This window comes from Cryobacterium sp. PAMC25264, assembly GCF_019443325.1.
Taxonomy (GTDB): Bacteria; Actinomycetota; Actinomycetes; order Actinomycetales; family Microbacteriaceae; genus Cryobacterium.
Genome location: NZ_CP080383.1, coordinates 1,016,807 through 1,035,455, shown reverse-complemented (window position 1 = coordinate 1,035,455; position 18,649 = coordinate 1,016,807). Strand labels below are relative to the sequence as shown.

Below are 18,649 nucleotides of genomic sequence, written 5' to 3'. Positions count from 1 at the left end.
AGTCACAGACATCACTAGACTGGGCGTATGGGACGTTGGGAACCGGATGCGCGCGGGCGCCTGTCGAGCGGCGCGTTCGAGCTCTTCGTGGAACGGGGCTTCGACCAGACCACGGCCCTGGACATCGCCCAGCGCGCCGGGCTGACCGAGCGCACCTTCTTCAGGCATTTCCCCGACAAACGCGAAGTGCTCTTCGAGGGCCTGACCTACCTGCAGGACGCCGTGGTGCACGCCATCCAGTCCGCGCCAGAGGGGCTGACGGCGATCGACACCGTGGGATCGGCGATGGAAAGCGCCGTGGCGCTCTTCGGCGACCGGAACTATGCCCGCACGCGAGCCACGATCGTCGCCGCCAATGCGAGCCTGCAGGAGCGCGAGCTGCACAAGGTCGCGGGCATCGCCGCGGCCGCGGCCGAGGCACTGCGCCATCGGGGCGTGGACCCGATGACCGCGGACCTCGCCGCCGAGGTGGCGGTCACCGTCTTCAAGATCGGCTTCTACGAGTGGATCGCGCCAGAGGCGCAGACCAACCTGCCTGCGTGCATCCGCGGGGCCCTGCAGCGGCTGAAGGACGTAACGGCCGGCCGTTGAGCCACCTCAGCTGTCGGGGTGCACCAAACGGTCGACATCCCACAGCACCGACCAGCCGAGCTCGTCGAACATGCGCGAGAGCACGATGGCGGTGAAGCCCCACACCAGGCGGCCGTCCACGGTGAATGCCGGCGCCCGATAGCGCGTGCGTGCCCGGGTGTGCTCGGTGTTCGCCCGGTTGGCTGGGTCGAGGAGGTCGGCAACGGGAACCCTGAACACGTCGACGGTCTCGGCATGGTCCATGGCGGCGACCTGCGACGGCCGGGTCCACCAGGCTGGCACCGGGATGACCAGGTGATTGCTCACCGGCACGGGTATCGACGGCAGCGTGCCGAGAGGTTCGATACCCGCGGGATCCAGCCCGGTTTCTTCAACAGCCTCGCGCAGTGCCGCCGCGATGGGTCCGCTATCGGATGCTTCGAGCCGGCCGCCCGGGAACGCGATCTGGCCCGGGTGGCTGCCGAGTGTCGATGCGCGCCGGAGCAGGAGGACGTCGAGATCGCGCGGCACCTCACCGCGAAACGTTCGGGCTCCGGCGGGGCCGGCCGATGCCGTCTGCGCCGGCACGGCGTCGAGCACCCCGAAGAGCACCAGCACGGCCGCGCGCCGGGCATTCGCGGCCCGCGGGAGCACCCGGGTGCCACCGGTATGCCAGTCCAGGCCGCGCTCGCACAGTGCCGCCAGTTCGGCGCGTCGATTCTTAGTGCGAAGCATGGATCCAGCCTACGCACCGTCTTGGCACCGCATACCGGCGACCGCACCCGCTGTAGCGGGAGCGGTCGCCCACACGGGGCGCAGCGGGTGCCGCGAGCGAGGACCGCCGCGGCGACGCCGACTAGTCGCGCAGTTCCAGGTATTTGGCGATCAGTGCCTTCGTCGATGAGTCCTGAGCCTCGAGCGCCGCACTGTCGCCCTGAACCGCGGGGGTGACCTGCAGCGCCAACTGCTTGCCCAGTTCCACGCCCCACTGGTCGAAGGAGTCGATTCCCCAGATGGTGCCCTCGACGAAAACGATGTGCTCGTAGAGCGCGATGAGCTGACCGACCACGCTCGGAGTGAGCGCGGGCGCGAGGATCGACGTGGTCGGCCGGTTGCCACTGAACACGCGGGCCGGAACGATCGACTCCGCGACGCCGTCGGCGCGCACCTCGTCGGCGGTCTTGCCGAAGGCCAGCGCCTTGGTTTGGGCGAAGTAGTTGGCCATGAACAGGGTGTGCACGTCCTGGCCCGGCTCGACTCCCGCGCCGTCGCCGGTCTCGTCCTTCAACGGATGCGCGGGGTTGGCCACGGCGATGAAGTCCGCCGGGACCAGCCGGGTGCCCTGGTGGATGAGCTGGTAGAACGCGTGCTGGCCGTTGGTGCCCGGTTCGCCCCAGAAGACCTCGCCGGTGTCGGTCGTGACCGGGCTGCCGTCCCAGCGCACACTCTTGCCGTTGGACTCCATGGTGAGCTGCTGCAGGTAGGCCGGGAAGCGGTGCAGGTACTGCGCATACGGGAGCACCGCGTGGCTCTGGGCGCCCAGGAAGTTGGTGTACCAGACGTTGAGCAGGCCCATGAGAACCGGCACGTTCTGCTCGAGCGGCGTGGTGCGTGTGTGTTCGTCGATGGCGTGGAAGCCGGCGAGGAACTCGCGCCAGTTGTCGGGTCCGATGGCGATGACCACCGAGGTGCCGATGGCGGAGTCGACCGAGTAGCGGCCGCCGACCCAGTCCCAGAAACCGAACGCGTTCTCGGGGTCGATGCCGAAGGCCTTGACCTTGTCGAGAGCCGTGGAGACGGCGACGAAGTGCTTGGCGACGGCATCCGTGCGGGCCGCATCCGTGTCGTCGAGAACGCCGGCGGAGGCCAGCTCCGCCCAGAGCCACTCACGCGCCAGGCGGGCGTTTGTGAGGGTTTCGAGGGTGCCGAAAGTCTTGGAGGCGACGATGAACAGGGTGGTCTCAGGGTCGAGGCCGACGGTCTTCTCGTAGACGTCGGTCGGGTCGATGTTCGAGACGAAGCGCACCTCGAGGCCCGGCTTCACGTAGGGCTTGAGGGCTTCGTAGACCATTACCGGGCCGAGGTCGGACCCGCCGATGCCGATGTTGACCACGGTGCTGATCGGCTTGCCGGTCACGCCGGTCCAGGCGCCGGAGCGCACCTTGTCGGCGAACGCGTAGACCTTGTCGAGTGTGGCGTGCACGTCGGCGTCGACGTCCTGGCCGTCCACGATGAAGCCGGCCGGCGGCACCAGGCCGGTGGCGCCCTGGGGGCGGCGGAGCGCCGTGTGCAGCACCGCGCGGTCTTCGGTGGCGTTGATGTGCTCACCGGCGATCATCGCCTGGTAGCGCCCCGCGACATCGACGTCCTGGGCGAGCTGCACAAGGTGGCCGAGGATCTCCTCGGTGATGAGGCCCTTGGACAGGTCGACGGTGAGGTCGGCCGCCTGGAACGTGTAGCGATCGGCGCGACCGGCATCGGCGTCGAACCATCCGCGCAGGTCGGGCGAGAAGCCGTCGGCGATGCCGCCGAGCTGCTTCCACGCGTCGGTCGAAGTGGGATCAACGGGGGTATTTTCGGCCACGAGGCCCTCCTGGATGCGTCAGAACACGGTCCACAACTCCCGCAGCATTGCGAGGCGGTCCGGGTGCAAGCCTATTGCCACGCTGCGCCTCACCGCACATCGTGACCCGGCGTTCCCGGGCTGCCGGCGGCGGTGCGGGTGCAGACTAGGGGGATGACCACACGCAGTGAGCGAACCCTCATCGTGCTCCGGCACGCCAAGTCCGACTGGTCGGGCGGCGAAGCCGACATCGACCGCACGCTCAACTCCCGTGGGCAGAGCCAGGCACCGGATGCCGGCAGCTGGCTGGACGAGCACTACCCCGCCCTCGATCTGGCCATCGTCTCCCCCGCCACGCGGGCCCGCAGCACCTGGGCGTTGGCCTCGGCGGAGCTGAGCATCGCCCCCGAGGCGCGCATCGACGAGCGCGCGTATGCCGCATCCGTGAACGATCTGCTCGAGATCGTGCGGGAACTGCCCGACGAGCTGGAGAGCGTGATTCTCGTGGCCCACAATCCCGGGCTTGAGGAGCTGGTCTACGCGCTCACCGGGGAGAGCGTCAGGATGTCGACATCGGCCCTGGCCGTGCTCGGTGTGCCGGGTGGCTGGGCTGAACTGACGGCCTCGACCGCGGTTCTCCTCTCTTCTGGCCGCCCCAGCCCGGCCGGGCTCGACTAGCCGCACTCGACGAGCTGCTGCGAGGGGCTCGTCCGCCCCTCCCTAGTCCGCTGTGACAGCCTCCGCGCCGAGCGGGAGCCGCCGCACGCTCTCGAACTGCCGGACCGCTCCGTCGATCGGGTCGGTGAAGGCCACCTCGCTGGCCAGCAGCTGAAGCGGCCGGGTGAAGTCGTGCACCGACACATCCTGCACTACGGGGTAGATCGGGTCGTCGCTGATCGGGATACCGAGGCCCAGCATGTGCAAGCGCAACTGGTGGGTGCGCCCGGTCGTGGGCGTGAGCCGGTACTCCCCCGACTCCCCGTGTACGGCAGCCAGCTCGATGCGGGACTCGGCGTTGACCGGGGCGCCGGGCACCACCTCGCCCTGCCACTGACCGGGCCGGGTCGCCAGGTGGTTCTGCACCGTGACCGGCAGGTCGAGCTCCGGGCGGAGTTGCGCCAGGGCCGGTACACCTTGTGCACCTCGCCGCGTTGGAAAAGGGTCTGGTAGGCACCGCGCCAGCGGCGTTCGGTGGCCAGGACCAGCAGGCCACTGGTCACCCGGTCCAGGCGGTGCAAAGGAGAGAGTTCGGGTAGGCCCAGTTCGGCGCGCAGTCGAACCACGACGCTCTGCACGACGTGCCGGCCCCGCGGAATGCTGGAGAGGAACGGTGGCTTGTCGATCACGACGATCCGCTCGTCCCGGCAGACCATGTGCAGCCTGCCCGGCACGACCGGCTCGTCGGCCAGGTCCCGGTGGAACCAGACGAACGTGGTGGGGCGGTACGGGTCGGTCCCGGCGACCGGGGTGCCGTTCTCGTAGACGAATCTCCCGTCGGCCAGAAACCCGGTCACCTCCACGAACTCGCTCAGCCGTTCCTCTAGCCAGGCACCCATGGTCGGCCAGGTCGGCTGCGGCGCGGCCGGTCGGTCGCGCTCCGGGGTGCACACCCATGCTGCTTCCAGCCCGTGTCGATGTGGCAGGGGCGAGCGTGGGGGCATCCACCGATCGTATGCTCACCAAGCGGGCCTCGCACCCAGTCTCTCCACCCCGTGGGCTCACCGCGATATCGGGACAAAGTGAGATTACGAGGACGGGATGTGAAATCACGTCCTAATTTGCGACCTTTCTCCTCGTAAACCTGCGTCGCCCTGCACTGTCACCTCGGGCGCGCGGCGGCGAGCAGCCGTCGTGCCTCGTCGACGACCGCGAGAACCGCGATGGTGTCGGCAAGCGGATGCCGGGGGTGTTCGGTGAGGCCGGCGACGAGGGCCTCGCCCACGGCGCGGAACATCGGCACATAGCCGGCGCCCTCGATCGGCACCGTCGTCGTCTGCGCCGTGTAGTCCGGCGCGGAGTAGCAGTGGATGGCGCCGCCCGCGAAAAACGTCGGATCCATCACGATGGTGCCCGCCGTGCCGCCGACCACGGCGAACGCCATGATGACCTCGGTGAGGGTGCTGGTGACGGTGGCGAACCTGTCGTCGGAGTAGGTCAGATGCAGGGTCGAACGAACATCCACTCCGTCCGTCTGCATCACGCCCTGGGCCGCGACACTCTGCGGTGTGCCAAGCAGCAGCTGGGCGAACGCCGCGGGGTACACGCCGAGATCGAGCAGCGACCCGCCGCCGAGGTCGGGGTTCCAGAGCCGGCTGGTCTCGGTGCGGGGGAAGTTGTAGCCCATGCTGGATTCGACCGAGCGCACCTCACCGATGGCACCGGACCGGATGAGCTCCTGCACGTGCAGCACGGCCGGCGTAAATTTCATCCACATGGCCTCCATGAGGAAAAGTCCCCGGGCGGCGGCGAGCTCGGCTAATTCCCGGCTCTGGCCGGCTGTGAGGGTGAGGGGCTTTTCGCAGAGGACATGCTTGCCTGCGTGTAGGGCCTGCCGGGTCAGGTCGAAGTGGCTGCTGTGCGGTGTGCAGATGTACACGGCGTCGATCTCGGCGCTGCCGAGCGCATCCTCCACCGACGCGAACACACGTGGGATGCCGTGGCGGGCGGCGAAGTCCTCGGCTGTGGCCGCCGTGCGAGAGGCCACTGCCACGATGTCGATGTTGCCCGCCAGCCTGATGTCGCCGATGGTCTGCTCGGCGATGGCGCCGGTTCCGAGGATCGCCCAGCGTGGCATCGCAGCATCGCGGGTCATGCAGAGGCCGTCTGTGCAGCCTCGAGCGCCCAGACCGCGAGTTCGTGGTCGATGCTCTCGTGCAGCCCGGAGACCCCGAGCGCTCCGATCAGGGAGCCGTTCACCCGCAGCGGGAAGGCGCCGCCGGCCGCCGCGTACAGGTTGATGGGCAGGCCGGTGGCCTTGTTGAAGTCCTCGCCCCTAGCCCGGTATTTGGTGCTGACCAGAAAGGACGGCACGTTGTACCGGGACACGACCCGGAACTTGCGGGCCAGCCAGTCGTCGTTGTCCGCGGTGGTGCCCGGGCGCGCGGCGTGGAAGACGCGCTGCTCACCGAACACGATGGACACCGTGATCGCTAGGTCCTCCGTCACGGCCCGCTGCACCAGGGCGGTGCCGAGCGCGAACGCGTCGTCGTGGTCGAAGGAGACGAAGCCGATCCTGTCATTCTGCTCCTGAAGAATCGGAAGCAGGTCGCGGGCTGCGGGGTCTGGGGTGGTCGACATCGAGGGTCCGTATCCGTTGAGGTGGGCCTCTGCGCCGCACTAGTCTGCACGCTATCGGTGCCTGCGGCACTCCGCAAATGGATCCGACGGTACGGCGGCACCGCCTAGCATTGAGCAGATGACGACGCCACGCCATCCGGAGGTCGCGGCACAACCCCGAGCGAAACGGGTCTCCCGCTGGTGGCCGGTCTTGAGCGGCGCCATCGCCCTCGGCCTCGCCGTGGGCCTCGGCGCCCTGATCGTGGTGCGTGAGCAGGGCATGCCTCTGGCCATCGACACCGCCTGGTTCAACGACCTCACCGAGAACCGCGCGCCCGTGTGGGACTCGGTGGCCCTGGTGATGGATGCCCTCGGCGGCGGGTTGGTCGCGACCCTGCTGATCCCGGCCGTGATCTGTGCCGCCCTTCTTCTCGCCCGGCGCCCCTGGGCTGCCGGCTACTTCCTCGCCGCCAGCCTCGCCACCGGCGGTGTTGTGCAGTTGCTCAAACACTTCTTCGGCCGGGCGCGCCCGGAGAACGTGCTCACCAACCTCGACTTCGGCTCGTTTCCGTCCGGGCATGTGGCCAATGCGGCGGTGACCTCCGCGGTGCTGGTGCTGCTCTTTCCGCGCCTCTGGGTCTGGCTCGCCGCGGCCGGGTACACGATGCTCATGATGCTCAGCCGCACCTATCTGGGCGCGCACTGGCTCACCGACACCGTGGGCGCGCTGCTGCTCGGCATCGGGGTGGCGGTGCTGCTGTGGGCGCCCGTGGCGGCCAAGCTCGACGGTGAGCACACGGTGGCCCTGACCCGGCGGGCGCGAGTGAGGCCGGCGGCCGACGCATCCGAGGAACGCGACGCCGTCTAGGAGACTGCTGATTTATCGGGGCGTTTAAGGCGCGCCTTTGTTGGTTTCGGCGGAGGTGTTTAAGACTTGATTCATGCAGGGTCGTGATGATGGTCAGCGTCAGTTGTTGGATGTCGGTGTGTTCGCTGGGCACATGTTGCCGGCGGGGTCGGTGTTCGCTTTTCTCGCTGAGCACCGGCACGAGTTGTTCCCGGATGACGCGTTCGCGGACCTGTTTCCGTCGGGTCGTGGCCGGCCCTCGACGCCCGCGGACGTGATCGCATCGGTGATGGTGCTGCAGACCCTGCACTCGTTATCGGACCGGGAAACCGCGGAAGCCGTCACGTTTGATCTGCGGTGGAAAGCGGCCTGCGGGTTCGGGTTGACGGAAACATCGTTCCACCCGACGGTGTTGACGTATTGGCGACGCCGCCTCGCGGCAAGCACCCGCCCGCACCGAATTTTCGACGCCGTCGCCGAGGTTATTGCCGGTTCTGGGGCGTTGTCGGGTCGGAAGCGGCGGGCGTTGGACTCCACGATTTTGGATGACGCGGTCGCCCGCCAGGACACGGTGACGCAGTTGGTCGCGCAGATCCGCCGGGTCGGTCGGGAGATCCCCGGCGCCGACATGATCGTGGCCGGCCTGCCCGGCCATGACTACGAGAAGCCCGGCAAGCCCGACATCGCCTGGGACGACAAGGCGGCCAGGGACGAACTCGTTTCCCGCCTCGTGACCGACGCCCTGGCGTTGCTTGCGGCAATCGACACGACGTCATTGACCGACTCGCAGCAGGAGACGGTCGCGTTGCTCGCCCTCGTCGCGGGCCAGGACGTCGAGCCGGCTGAGGGGTCCGATGGCTCGGATGGGCGGTGGCGGATCGCGCGGAAGGTCGCGCCGGACCGGGTGATCTCGACCGTTGACCCGGACGCCCGCCACGCGCACAAGAGCCGGGAGAAGAAGCAAGACGGTTTCAAAGCCCACATCGCGATCGAGCCCGATACGGGTCTGGTGACCGCGGCCGTGTTGACGAAAGCGTCCGGGCCCAAGAACAGTGACGCGGCCCGCGGCGCGGCCCTGGTGGCCGCTGACACGAGCATCGGCTCGGACACGGTCGAGGTCCTCGGTGATTCTGCCTACGGCAGCGGGGACCTCCTCGCCGAGGTCACCGCGGCCGGGCATGTTCCGATCATCAAACCGATGCCGTTGAGTCGGGCGGTTCCGGGCGGATTCACAATCGATGACTTCAGCATCGACGAAGCTAAGCGCACGGTGACGTGTCCTGCGGGGAACACCCGACCGATCACCGTGAAACGTAATGTCACATTTGGCGCCGTTTGCGCGAGCTGCCCGCTCCGAGCCCAGTGCACGAGCGCCGTCGACGGTCGCAAAATGGTTTTGCATCCGCAGCAGCAGATCCAACGCGAGCACCGCGCACGCGCGCTGGACCCTGACTTTCAAGCCGTCTACCGGCAGCACCGGCCGATGGTTGAACGCTCGATCGCATGGATGACTCGCGGCGCGAGACGAGTCCCTTACCGCGGCGTCGTGAAGAACCACGCCTGGTGGAACAACCGCGCCGCCGCGATCAACCTGAAACGACTCCTGAGCCTTGGCCTCACCAGCCAGAACGGGGTTTGGGCACTTGGCTGAAGACCCCAGGCAGGGCAGACACCCCAGCCCTCACACCGACCCCGACGACCACCTTCTACTGGCCAGACTCGCGACACCGAATCGATCCCGCAAGCAGCCCAAACACGACCACACCCGACTCAAAAAACGGGCCCCCGACTCGCCGGGCCCACCGCAGCCATCTAAATCAGCAGTCTCCTAGGGAGCGCCGCGCTCGCGCTTGACTCGGCGACGCTCGCGCCAGGTCATGGCGGCGAGCTCGGCTTCCTCGCGGGCCCGCGCTTCCTCGCGCTCCTGCTGTGCGGCGCGGCGACGCTCACGCCACCGAGCCAGTTCCCGGTCCACGTCCCGGAGCGCCGTGACAACGGGCGGGCCGCCCCGGAGCTGCCGGCGTGCCTCGATGACCCGCCGGTTGAAGTCCTCGAGCAGTTCCCTCACCTGCTGCTCGGCGAACACGGTGTCGAGGCGTTCATCGAGTCCGGCATCCTCGGTGCGGAGGGTCAGCGCGGGCGGTCCGAGGCCGGTGATCTGCTCGCGCTCGATCTTGCGCTTGATCCACCAGTCCGGGTCGTACCGGTCGGTGAGCCCGGGAATCGGCTTGCCCGATCCGGGCAGGTTATCGAAGTCACCACGGCGGATCGCCTGCTGAATGGAGATCTCGACGTACTGCGCCCGCGCGTCCATCATCGACTGGCCGGCCTCGTTCGTGTCCGGCTCGGCCTCCTCTGGGCGTTCGGCCTCGGGGATCTCGCGATTGATCTTGTACCGTGCCACGTTGAGCGGCGTATCGCTGGGTTCGCGCTTGCCTGCCATGAATCCAGCCTAGATTCTTATGCTGACACTGTGGGCGCGGCCGCGGCCCACTCGGGCAGAGGAGGGTCATGACCGATCCGAAGACCGCGCCGGCGGCAGGGCCGACGAGTCCCACGCTGCTCGACCGCACCTTCCGGGTCAGCCTGATCCTCAAGGGTCTGGACGGCGTACTGGAGCTGGCGGGCGGGATCCTGCTGCTGCTGATCAGCCCGGCACAGATCGGTGCCGTGTCGCGGGTGCTCACTCAGCACGAGCTCGCCGAAGACCCTCACGACCTGATCGCCACGAGCCTGGTCCGGTTGGCGAGCGGGCTCAGCGTCTCGGCGACGCTGTTCGGGGCCGTCTACCTGCTGGCGCACGGAGCGGTGAAGGTGGTGCTGGTGTGGGCGGTGTTGGCGAACAGGCTCTGGGCCTACCCGTGGATGATCGGGTTCCTCATCGTCTTCATCGGCTATCAGACCTACCAGCTCGCCGTCGGCTTCTCCTGGGGCGTGCTGCTGTTGACGGCATTCGACCTTTTCATCGTGGTGCTGACCTGGCGTGAGTACACGATCCGGCGGCGGTGAGGTCAGGCCGCCTGCTGGGATGGCGCACGGAACGCTCCGGCGACGCTCTCCTCCAGCAGCGGATGCGCGGGGCCGGCGGCCAACTGCGCCCACGGATCGCCGAGGTCGAAGCGCCACGCAAGCCGGCCGGTGCTGTGCTCGAAGACCTGCACGGGGTCGATCGACACGAAGATCCTGCGCGTTGCCGCGAGGGAACGTGCGTTCGCGTGGTGGATCGAGGAGTAGAGCGGGACCGCGTGGGCGCGCGCCGCGATGATCGTCGCCCGTTTGATCGCGGCGTTCAGTCCGGTGCCCCGCACCGAGGGGGCGAGATAGGTGGAGGTCTGCTGCGTGCCGGGCAACTCGAGGTACGGCACCACGGCGAACGCCCCCACGGGTTCATCGCCGCGGAACAGCGCCCAGGCCCGGTCGGGCGCGCGCCGTAGGTAGGACTCAACGAGCAGGTGGCCAGTGGCCACGCCCGCCACGGGATAGTCCAGCGCGCCCAGAGCGGCGGCCAGCCCGTCGCGCTCGGACGGATCCAACGACGTGAGCAAACGGATGTCCGGGAGAACCTGATAGAGCGGCGTGCGCGGGTGCATGCGGATATTGTCACCGCGGCCGGTAGCGCCCGAGTGAACGTCGAGTGACCGTGGTACCCGGTCAGCTCCACCAGGCCTCCGATGGGCGCCTGGCCTTCCGCCAATCCCCCGGCCTCGACCCCAAAATAGCGGAAGGGCCACCCGGCGGACGCCTAGCTGACCACCCAGCGAAAGGAACCCCCGTGAAAGTCTTGATCGTCACGGAATCGTATTTCGGGAACACGGCCAGGGTCGGCGGCGAAGTCCATCGGCGAGCGACTGCGGCAGGGCGTGAGTGGCGGCTACTCCCCCACGGTGCTCACGAGCGGAACCTGCCCCTTGGCCGGTTCGGTCAGCCAGACCGACACGATCGCGCCCAGCACGGCCAGGCCGATGAGCACCCAGCCCACCACATGGAAGGAATCGATGGTGGCCGCAAGCGTGGTGCCGCCGGCTACGAGGGAGCCGAGGATGCTGACCCCGATCGAGCCGCCCAGCCGCTGGGTGATGTTGAAGAGGGTGTTGCCGTCGGCGAGCTGGTCCTCCGGCAGCGGCGCGAGCATGGCCACGAGCAGCGGGGTGGTGACGAAGCCGATGGCGATCGCGCGGCCGGAGAGCATCAGCGCGGTGCCCCACAGCGGCGTGTCCTGCTCCAGGAAGAGCAGGAAGACGCTGGAGATCGCCAGAACGACGAAGCCGAAGGCCACGAGTATCCGCAACGGGATGCGTGCGGAGAGTTTCTGCCCCACGACGGTACCGACGCCCATGATGATGCCCTGCGGCAGCAGCGCCAGTCCGGTCTCCACCGCGGAGTAGCCCTGCACTGACTGGGTGAAGATCGGCATCAGGAACACGGTGCCGAAGGCGATCACCGAGCAGAGCACCTGCAGCAGCAGGGCCAGCGCGGAGTTCTTGTGCCGGATCATCTGCACGTCCACGGCGGGATGCGCGTGCCGCAGCGCCCAGAACGTGTACAGCACCAACAGCACCAGGCCACCGGCCAGCGGCAGGAAGGAGATCGGGCTGTCCCAGCCCTCCGACGTGCCCTCGGTGGCCCCGAGCAGCGCGGCAGTGAGACCCACCGCGAGCAGGGCGAAGCCCACCGGGTCGAACCGGATGCCGGGGTTCGGCGCCGCCCCGATTCCCTTCGGGATGCGCACGAGCAGTAACAGGCCGATGATGCCGACGGGCACGTTGACCAGGAAGATCCAGCGCCAGCCGCCGGCGCCGATCAGTAGGCCACCCAGGGTGGGGCCGAGGGCCGGGGCCAGGAAGAGCACCAGCGCGGCGGAGATCGGGATCTTGCCGCCGCCGATGCCGTCTTTGCCGAGCAGGATGCTCAACGCCAGCGGCACGAGCGGCGCCCCGACGAAGCCCTGCAACGCACGGGCCGCGATGAGGAACTCGATGTTCGGCGCGATCGCACAGCCGGCCGACACCACGACGAACAGGATCATGCTCACCGTGTAGACCCGCATGGTGCCGAACCGCTTGGCCAGGTAGGCGGTGACCGAGAGGGAGACGCCCAGGGCGAGCAGATAACCGCTGACCACCCACTGCACGGCCTTGAGATCGGCGCCGAGCTCGGTGGCGATGTCGGGCACCGCCACGTTGACGATGCTGGAGTCGATCATGCTCAGCAACGGCCCGATCAGCAGGCCGTACCGGGCGACCGCGCCGAGAGGGCTCGAGGTGCCGCGAGTGTGTGCGGCGGAGCGGGTGGTGGTCATCGGGTGCCTTCGGTGTCGGGGGTGCCGGACGGAGTCGTGGTGGTGGGCACGCGCATCCCGCGCAGTTCGTCGACCCAGCGGCGTTCGGTCTCGAGGGTCGCCACCAGATGCTCCATGGCGAGTGACCGCCAGGCGCCGGTGGGCGAGGCGACCGCGTCGGCCAGAACGGCGCGCGCCTGCTCGAACCGGGCATCCAGGGCTGCCGCACGGGCGTCGAGGATGCTCTGCCGGGCGGCGGGAGTGATCTCGGCGAAGAAGTTCAGCCGGGCCAGGAACTCCTCCTCGTTTCCGGCGAGCGCGGCCGGGAGAGTGGAGATGAGCTCGGTGAGCAGGACTCGGCCGTGATCGGTGATGGCGTAGATGGTGCGCGCGGGACGGCCTTCTTGGGCCTCGTGCACGCTCGAGACGGCACCCGACTCCTCGAACCGACGCAGGATCGGGTACAGCGAGTTGTTGCTCAGCCGGGTTGTGGTGGGGCGCTGCACTCGTTGCTTGAGCTCGTAACCGTGCACCGGGCCGGCCCGCAGGTTGCTGAGAATGAGGATGTCGAGGAGCGCCATGTCGTCCACTATGACATAGGTCAACTTGGACTAGGTGCGTTGACCGCCCGGCTGAGCCGGGCAACACTGTGCAGCTTGGACCCCCAGTGGGGGTGGTCGACGAGGAGGTGCCCGTGGGCGACAAGAAGAGTTCCGGTAGCAACAAGATGCGACGTAAGGACTATGAGGCCGAGCTGGCCATCCTGCAGGGCCGACTCGTCTCCCTACAGGACTGGGTGAAGCGCACCGGCGCCAAGGTCTGCATCGTCTTCGAGGGCCGCGACACGGCCGGCAAGGGCGGCACGATCAAGCGCATCGTGGAGCGGGTCAGCCCCCGGGTGTTCCGGGTGGTGGCGCTGCCCTCCCCCACCGAGCGGGAGAAGACACAGATGTATATCCAGCGCTACATAGCGCATTTCCCCGCCGCCGGCGAGGTCGTCATCTTCGACCGCAGCTGGTACAACCGGGCCGGCGTGGAACGTGTGATGGGCTTCTGCACTCCGCAGCAGACCGAGGACTTTCTGCGGATGGCGCCGCTGGTCGAGCGGGCCATGGTCGACTCGGGCATCATCCTGCTCAAGTATTGGCTCGAGGTCAGTGAGGACGAGCAGACCCGGCGTCTGGAGAGCCGGATCAACGATCCCCGCAAGACCTGGAAACTCTCCGTGATGGACATCGAGTCCTACGGACGCTGGTACGACTACTCCCGGGCCAGGGACGCCATGTTCCAGGCCACGGATGTGGGCGCAGCCCCCTGGTACATCGCCCACACCGACAATAAGAAACGCGGCCGGCTCAACATCATCAGCCACCTGCTCAGCCAGGTGCCCTACGAGGCCGAGCCGATGCCCGACGTGAAACTACCGCCCCGGCAGAAGCCCGGCGACTACCAGGAGCCCACACTCACCCTGCGGCAGATCCCCACCCCGTTCTAGGCACCCCCCAGCCCGCGAACTGTGAGTAAAGCCCCAAAAATCCGGGATTTCTGGGGCTTTACTCACGGTTCGCGGAAGGTGATCGGGGTTATTCGGCGGCGGGGCGGCGGCGGTTCTGCTTGGTGGCCGAGCGCTGCTGCTTCGCGGCGAGGTGACGCCGGCCCGAGCCACGGGTGGGCTTGGTCGCCCGGCGGCTGGGCCCGTCCGGCGCCAGCCCTGCGGCCACGAGTTCGGCGAGCTTCACCAACGCAATCTCCCGGTTGCGCAGTTGGGAGCGCTGCTCGGAGGCGGCGATGGTGACCACCCCGCCGACCAGACGCCGGTCCAGGCGGTCGAGCAGCAGCATCCGCTGGTCGTCGGTGAGCACGTCAGACTCGGCGATGTTCCAGGACACCTGCACCCGACTGTCCGAGGTGTTCACGTGCTGGCCGCCGGGGCCCGACGACCGGGAGAACCGCCAACCGAGTTCCGTCGCCGGAATCGTCAGCGTGGGCGACACCTCGAGATCCATGTGTCTAGCGTGACACGAACCGGCGCAAGCCGGTGCCAGCCGGGGTCAGCGCATCCATCCGAACCCGGGGCAGCGCACGCCAGAATACAAGCCCGGGGCAGCGCTTGTCAGAGCGTCGGCCCGGACCCGGTGCCCTCGGTGGGTCAGAACAGCGGCCAGGGCACTGCGGGCATCTCGCCCTCCGGTTCGGGGAAGCGGGCGCGGGTGCGCAAGCGATCGCAGCGGGCGGCCAGGGCGGCCAGCTCGGCCGGGGTGAGCAGGCCGGACAGGATGTCGCCGAGGTCGCCGTCCAGTGCCGCGCTGACCCGGTCGATGCCGGCGAGTTCGTCGGCGCTGAGCTCGTCGCCGATCCAGCCCCAGAGCACGGTGCGCAGCTTGTGGTCGGTGTGAAAGGTGAGACCGTGGTCGACGCCGTGCCGGTGCCCGTCGCGCATCGGCAGGATGTGCGCGCCCTTGCGGTCGGCGTTGTTCACCACGATGTCGAACACGGCCATCCGGCGCAGCGCCGTCGAGTCTTCGTGGATGAGCGAGACCAGCCGGTCGTTTTCGTCGCGGCCCTCGAGCACCCGGCGCCAATCGTCGGGCACGGCATCGGACGACACGAGGTCGACGGCGTCCTGCTCAGGATCGGCGTCCTGCCACAGCTGCACCATGCCCGGACCCATCGGTCCGTCGCGGAGCCAAGTGCGCGGCACGACATTCCAGCCGAACGTCTGCGAGACCAGGTAGGCCGCTACCTCGCGGCTGGCCAGGTCGCCATCGGGGAAATCCCAGAGCGGGCTCTCCCCGGCCACGGGTTTGTACACCACCTCCACGCCGTCGATGGTGCCGAAGAACGTGGCGTTGGACGCCGTCGTGATCCGGCCGGTGAGGTCGAGAGCACCGGCGAGCAGATCGTCCTCCGGGGGCATCAGTCGCCGGGAAGTGGGCAGATGTGACCGTCGGGGTCGATCGGGTTGCCGCAGAGCGGGCACATGGGCCGGCCGGCACCCACAACCTCGCGGGTGCGTTTGGCGAACGCGCGTGCGGTGCCCACGGGCATCCGCACCATCAGGGTCTCCCCCGGCTCGAGAGCCTCTGGGTCGAGTTCGGGGGTGCCCTCGTCGTCGAACCGGTACGCCTCCAGCACGATCTGCACCGTCGACGGGTCCCAGCCCAGGCTCATGGCGGCCGTGCGGAACTCCTCCTCAACAGGCTGCTCCAGCGGGTCGTTGTCGACAAGCTCAACCGGAGTGCTGGTGGGGATGCTGAACGGGTTGCCCTCGTGGGCCATCAGCTGGTCGAGGATCTCGTCGATCTTCTCGGCGACCAGCGCCGACTGCTGTTTCTCCAGCGCGATGCTGACGATGCGCGGCCCGGTGCGCACCTGCAGGTAGAAGGTGCGGGAGCCGGGCGGACCGACCGTACCGATGACGACCCGATCCGGCCAGGCGAACTCATGGACGATTGTAGGCATGGAGATATTTTAGGCGCGTGAAGCCGGCGGCGTCTGGTGTCCGGCCCCGCCGCCGACCGGCGCGTCGCCCGCGGGCGTGCTCGCGGCCAGCCAGGAGAGGTCGCCGGCATCCGTGTTGGTGGCCATCACGCTCGGCCGGTTGGCGCCGTACCGCACGATCGAGACGGATGCCGGGCCCACGTTGATGCGCTGGAACAGGTCCAGGTGCATACCGAGTGCGTCGGCCAGGATCGACTTGATGATGTCGCCGTGACTCACCGCCACCCACACCGCGCCGGGGCCGTGCTCGGCCTCGAAGGCGGCGTCGAGGCGGCGGATCGCGGCGACCGAGCGGGACTGCATGGTGGCCATCGCCTCGCCGTTGGGGAAGGTGACGGCCGAGGGCTGCGTCTGCACCACCGACCACAGCTTCTCGGTGGAGAGATCGCTGAGCGAGCGGCCCTGCCAGTCGCCGTAGTCGCACTCGGTGAGGTCGTCCTCCACGGGCGTCACGGGAGTTCCGGTCTGCTCGTTGAGAATCCACTCCGCGGTCTCCCGGCAGCGCTCCAGCGGGCTGGACACCACACCCACGACCGGCACCACGGCCAGCCGGGTCCCGGTCAGGCGCGCCTGCTCCCGCCCGATGTCGTCGAGCAGCACTCCGGCGGTGCGGCCGGCGAGCATGCCGGTGGCGTTGGCGGTGGTGCGTCCGTGTCGCACGAGGATGACTGTGGCCATGGGTACAGCCTAGACAGCGCTCCTGGCCCATCCGCACCCGGTAGCCCCTCCACCCGCGAACTGTGAGAAAAGCACGCAAAATGGGCGAATTCCGGTGCTTAAGTCACAGTTCGCGGATGGGGTGGGCGGTCAGGGGCGACCCGGAAGGGGACGCTCTGCAGGGCGTCGGCGCAAGACGACGATCGCACCAGGCGGACGAACTCCCGAACACCCCCGCCTGGCCGTCGGCCCGGCTACGCGGCCGAGTTGAGCGCGGCAACGGCGGCCGGGTAGCGACCCTCCACCTCGGCGAAGCGGAGGAACTTCACGGTCTCGACCAGGATCTCCCGAGCATCCGGCTGGGACTCCAGCAAGCCCATGACCTCGTCCGCGAAGGCGTCGAGAGGCATGAAGTGATCGTTCACCGAGTTGCCGGCCATGAGCTCGGTCTGCACCGCAGGCGGCACCAGCTCGATGACCTGCACCGAGGTGCCCGCGAGTTGCAGCCGGATGGACTCGCTGTACCGGTGGATGAAGGCCTTCGTGCCGTTGTACGTGGGGGTGTAGGCCAGCGGCGTGTGGGCCAGTCCAGAGGAGACCGTCATCAGGGTGGCCTGCGGGCGGGTTTGCAGGTGGTCGATGAATGCCGCGATCAAACGCAACGGCCCATTGATATTGGTGTCGACGATACGCTCGGCCTCCGCCAGGAAAGTCGCGCCCCGGACGTCTTCTGCGTTCATGACCCCGGCCATGGGCACCAGCACGTTCAGGTCCGGATGCTGGGCCAGCACCTGGTCGCGGGCGGCGAGCACCGAGGCCGGGTCGGTGGTGTCGACGCTGACGGTGGCGAGGCCGTGCTCGGCGGCGAGGCGCTCCAGCACGTCGGTGCGGCGGCCGCCGATCACGACGGTGTTGCCGGCCGTCTGCAAGCGCAGGGCCAGGGCGAGTCCGATGCCCGACGTGGCGCCGGGAATGAAGATGGTGTTTCCGGTGATGTTCATGACTCGAGTGTGCGGCGCGGGCGCCGTGGGCGGGAGAGGAGCCGTTGTCGTAGGACTGCCGGTCCCTGTCCTGCCCGGCGCCGATGACGGATGATGGAGGCATGGATCAACCAGCCCTCGCCGCGTTCCTCCGCTCCCGCCGCGCCGGGCTGCGCCCCGAGGACGTGGGGCTCGCGGCCGGACCGCGACGTCTGGTGCCTGGGCTGCGCCGCGAGGAGGTCGCCGCGCTCGCCGGGATGTCCGCGGACTACTACGTGCGGATGGAGCAGGCGCGGAGCCCGCAACCCTCCGAGCAGATGCTGTCAGCGCTGGCCCGGGCCATCCGCCTCAGCAGTGACGAACGTGACTACCTGTACCGCCTGGCCGGCCACAATGTGCCCGGGCGCACCCCGCAGGATACCCACGTCTCCCCCGCGCTGTTGAGGGTGTTCGACCGGCTCGAGCACACCCCGGCCCTCATTCTCTCCAGCCTGGGCGAGACCCTGGCGCAGAACCGGCTCGGTGCGGCGCTGCTCGGCGATCACTCCCGCCACACCGGGCTGGCCGGGAGCAGTGTCTACCGCTGGTTCACGGACCCCGCCGAGCGGGAGATCTATCCGGTTACCGACCGGCACCGGCAGAGCAGGGCCCAGGCGTCCAGTCTCCGGGTGGCGCTGGGAGCCGCCGGGCCGCGCTCCCGCGCCAGCGTGTTGGTGCGGGAACTGCACAAGGTGAGCCCCGAATTCACCGAGATCTGGGACTTGCACGAGGTCGCGAGCCGGTTCGAGGATCACAAGACCCTGATTCACGCCGAGTTGGGCCCGATCGACCTGGATTGCCAGGCCCTGTTCACCGAGGACCAGGGGCAGGCCCTGCTCATCCTCACGGCGGCTCCGCGCAGCGAGGCGGCAGAAAAACTGGAGCTCCTGGCTGTGCTCGGTCAGCAGACGTTCAGCCCGGCGCACGACTCACGCTGA

Annotated in this window: 22 protein-coding genes and 1 pseudogene; 8 read left to right on the top strand and 15 right to left on the bottom strand. The window is 68.5% G+C overall.

What is annotated here, in order from left to right; genetic code table 11:
- The first annotated feature begins 27 nt into the window (after positions 1-27).
- A complete protein-coding gene (locus KY500_RS04710) occupies positions 28-591 on the top strand; it encodes a TetR family transcriptional regulator (RefSeq protein ID WP_219902542.1) in 564 nt (187 codons plus the stop codon).
- 6 nt (positions 592-597) lie between these two features.
- On the opposite strand, the gene KY500_RS04705 is transcribed toward KY500_RS04710, so the two are convergent.
- Both KY500_RS04705 and pgi read right to left on the bottom strand, forming a co-directional pair.
- Complete coding sequence (locus tag KY500_RS04705; RefSeq protein WP_219902541.1) at positions 598-1,305, bottom strand: CoA pyrophosphatase; 708 nt, start codon at positions 1,303-1,305, stop codon at positions 598-600.
- A 121-nt stretch (positions 1,306-1,426) separates the two neighbouring features.
- On the bottom strand, positions 1,427-3,154 hold the full coding sequence (pgi, locus tag KY500_RS04700; protein WP_219902540.1) for a glucose-6-phosphate isomerase: 1,728 nt from the start codon (positions 3,152-3,154) through the stop codon (positions 1,427-1,429).
- A gap of 153 nt (positions 3,155-3,307) precedes the next feature.
- Here pgi and KY500_RS04695 point away from each other — a divergent pair, with 153 nt between their 5' ends.
- Positions 3,308-3,811, top strand: coding sequence for a histidine phosphatase family protein (locus tag KY500_RS04695; protein WP_219902539.1), 504 nt, complete (start codon positions 3,308-3,310; stop codon positions 3,809-3,811).
- 42 nt (positions 3,812-3,853) lie between these two features.
- Here the strand turns inward: KY500_RS04695 and KY500_RS19160 are convergent, their stop codons facing one another.
- Both KY500_RS19160 and KY500_RS19155 read right to left on the bottom strand, forming a co-directional pair.
- Positions 3,854-4,216 carry a hypothetical protein gene (locus KY500_RS19160; RefSeq protein ID WP_255579969.1) on the bottom strand — a complete coding sequence of 121 codons (363 nt, stop codon included), beginning with the start codon at positions 4,214-4,216 and terminating at the stop codon, positions 3,854-3,856.
- Positions 4,217-4,317: 101 nt separating this feature from the next.
- Positions 4,318-4,506: pseudogene (locus KY500_RS19155) on the bottom strand (pseudouridine synthase); the annotation flags it as partial.
- Here KY500_RS19155 and KY500_RS19150 point away from each other — a divergent pair.
- A complete protein-coding gene (locus KY500_RS19150; protein WP_255579968.1) occupies positions 4,469-4,615 on the top strand; it encodes a hypothetical protein in 147 nt (48 codons plus the stop codon). The pseudogene KY500_RS19155 and the gene KY500_RS19150 overlap by 38 nt on opposite strands.
- A 337-nt stretch (positions 4,616-4,952) precedes the next feature.
- Here KY500_RS19150 and KY500_RS04685 read toward each other — a convergent pair whose 3' ends face one another.
- Positions 4,953-5,945 carry a Gfo/Idh/MocA family protein gene (locus KY500_RS04685; protein WP_219902538.1) on the bottom strand — a complete coding sequence of 331 codons (993 nt, stop codon included), beginning with the start codon at positions 5,943-5,945 and terminating at the stop codon, positions 4,953-4,955.
- On the bottom strand, positions 5,942-6,430 hold the full coding sequence (locus KY500_RS04680; protein WP_219902537.1) for a heme-degrading domain-containing protein: 489 nt from the start codon (positions 6,428-6,430) through the stop codon (positions 5,942-5,944). Before KY500_RS04680 ends, KY500_RS04685 begins: the two co-directional genes overlap by 4 nt.
- Positions 6,431-6,548: 118 nt before the next feature.
- Between KY500_RS04680 and KY500_RS04675 the strand changes: the two genes are divergently transcribed.
- Both KY500_RS04675 and KY500_RS04670 read left to right on the top strand, forming a co-directional pair.
- Positions 6,549-7,277 (top strand): phosphatase PAP2 family protein, encoded by a 729-nt coding sequence (locus KY500_RS04675; RefSeq protein ID WP_219902536.1) that lies wholly within the window; start codon positions 6,549-6,551, stop codon positions 7,275-7,277.
- Positions 7,278-7,350: 73 nt separating this feature from the next.
- A complete protein-coding gene (locus KY500_RS04670) occupies positions 7,351-8,907 on the top strand; it encodes an IS1182 family transposase (RefSeq protein ID WP_219900421.1) in 1,557 nt (518 codons plus the stop codon).
- A 177-nt stretch (positions 8,908-9,084) separates the two neighbouring features.
- On the opposite strand, the gene KY500_RS04665 is transcribed toward KY500_RS04670, so the two are convergent.
- Complete coding sequence (locus tag KY500_RS04665) at positions 9,085-9,699, bottom strand: DUF1992 domain-containing protein (RefSeq protein ID WP_219902535.1); 615 nt, start codon at positions 9,697-9,699, stop codon at positions 9,085-9,087.
- Positions 9,700-9,767: 68 nt separating this feature from the next.
- On the opposite strand from KY500_RS04665, the gene KY500_RS04660 reads away from it, so the two are divergent.
- A complete protein-coding gene (locus KY500_RS04660) occupies positions 9,768-10,265 on the top strand; it encodes a DUF2127 domain-containing protein (protein WP_219902534.1) in 498 nt (165 codons plus the stop codon).
- A gap of 2 nt (positions 10,266-10,267) precedes the next feature.
- Here the strand turns inward: KY500_RS04660 and KY500_RS04655 are convergent, their stop codons facing one another.
- From KY500_RS04655 to KY500_RS04645, 3 genes are all read right to left on the bottom strand, one after another.
- Positions 10,268-10,846, bottom strand: coding sequence for a hypothetical protein (locus KY500_RS04655; protein WP_219902533.1), 579 nt, complete (start codon positions 10,844-10,846; stop codon positions 10,268-10,270).
- A gap of 281 nt (positions 10,847-11,127) precedes the next feature.
- A complete protein-coding gene (locus KY500_RS04650) occupies positions 11,128-12,555 on the bottom strand; it encodes a DHA2 family efflux MFS transporter permease subunit (RefSeq protein WP_219902532.1) in 1,428 nt (475 codons plus the stop codon).
- Positions 12,552-13,115 (bottom strand): PadR family transcriptional regulator, encoded by a 564-nt coding sequence (locus KY500_RS04645; RefSeq protein ID WP_219902531.1) that lies wholly within the window; start codon positions 13,113-13,115, stop codon positions 12,552-12,554. Before KY500_RS04645 ends, KY500_RS04650 begins: the two co-directional genes overlap by 4 nt.
- Before the next feature lie 113 nt (positions 13,116-13,228).
- Here KY500_RS04645 and ppk2 point away from each other — a divergent pair, with 113 nt between their 5' ends.
- Positions 13,229-14,029 (top strand): polyphosphate kinase 2, encoded by an 801-nt coding sequence (gene ppk2 / locus KY500_RS04640; protein WP_255579791.1) that lies wholly within the window; start codon positions 13,229-13,231, stop codon positions 14,027-14,029.
- A gap of 88 nt (positions 14,030-14,117) precedes the next feature.
- Here ppk2 and arfB read toward each other — a convergent pair whose 3' ends face one another.
- From arfB to KY500_RS04615, 5 genes are all read right to left on the bottom strand, one after another.
- A complete protein-coding gene (gene arfB, locus KY500_RS04635; RefSeq protein ID WP_219902530.1) occupies positions 14,118-14,540 on the bottom strand; it encodes an alternative ribosome rescue aminoacyl-tRNA hydrolase ArfB in 423 nt (140 codons plus the stop codon).
- Positions 14,541-14,683: 143 nt separating this feature from the next.
- Entirely contained in the window at positions 14,684-15,451 is a 768-nt protein-coding gene (locus KY500_RS04630) for an SCO1664 family protein (protein WP_219902529.1), read from the bottom strand.
- Positions 15,451-15,996, bottom strand: a complete 546-nt coding sequence (locus KY500_RS04625; protein ID WP_219902528.1) for a DUF3090 domain-containing protein — start codon at positions 15,994-15,996, stop codon at positions 15,451-15,453. Before KY500_RS04625 ends, KY500_RS04630 begins: the two co-directional genes overlap by 1 nt.
- Positions 15,997-16,005: 9 nt before the next feature.
- The gene (locus tag KY500_RS04620; protein ID WP_219902527.1) at positions 16,006-16,713 is read right to left on the bottom strand and encodes an MSMEG_4193 family putative phosphomutase; all 708 of its coding nucleotides are present in this window, start codon (positions 16,711-16,713) and stop codon (positions 16,006-16,008) included.
- Positions 16,714-16,946: 233 nt separating this feature from the next.
- On the bottom strand, positions 16,947-17,693 hold the full coding sequence (locus tag KY500_RS04615; RefSeq protein WP_219902526.1) for an SDR family oxidoreductase: 747 nt from the start codon (positions 17,691-17,693) through the stop codon (positions 16,947-16,949).
- Positions 17,694-17,794: 101 nt separating this feature from the next.
- On the opposite strand from KY500_RS04615, the gene KY500_RS04610 reads away from it, so the two are divergent.
- Positions 17,795-18,649, top strand: coding sequence for a helix-turn-helix transcriptional regulator (locus KY500_RS04610; protein WP_219902525.1), 855 nt, complete (start codon positions 17,795-17,797; stop codon positions 18,647-18,649).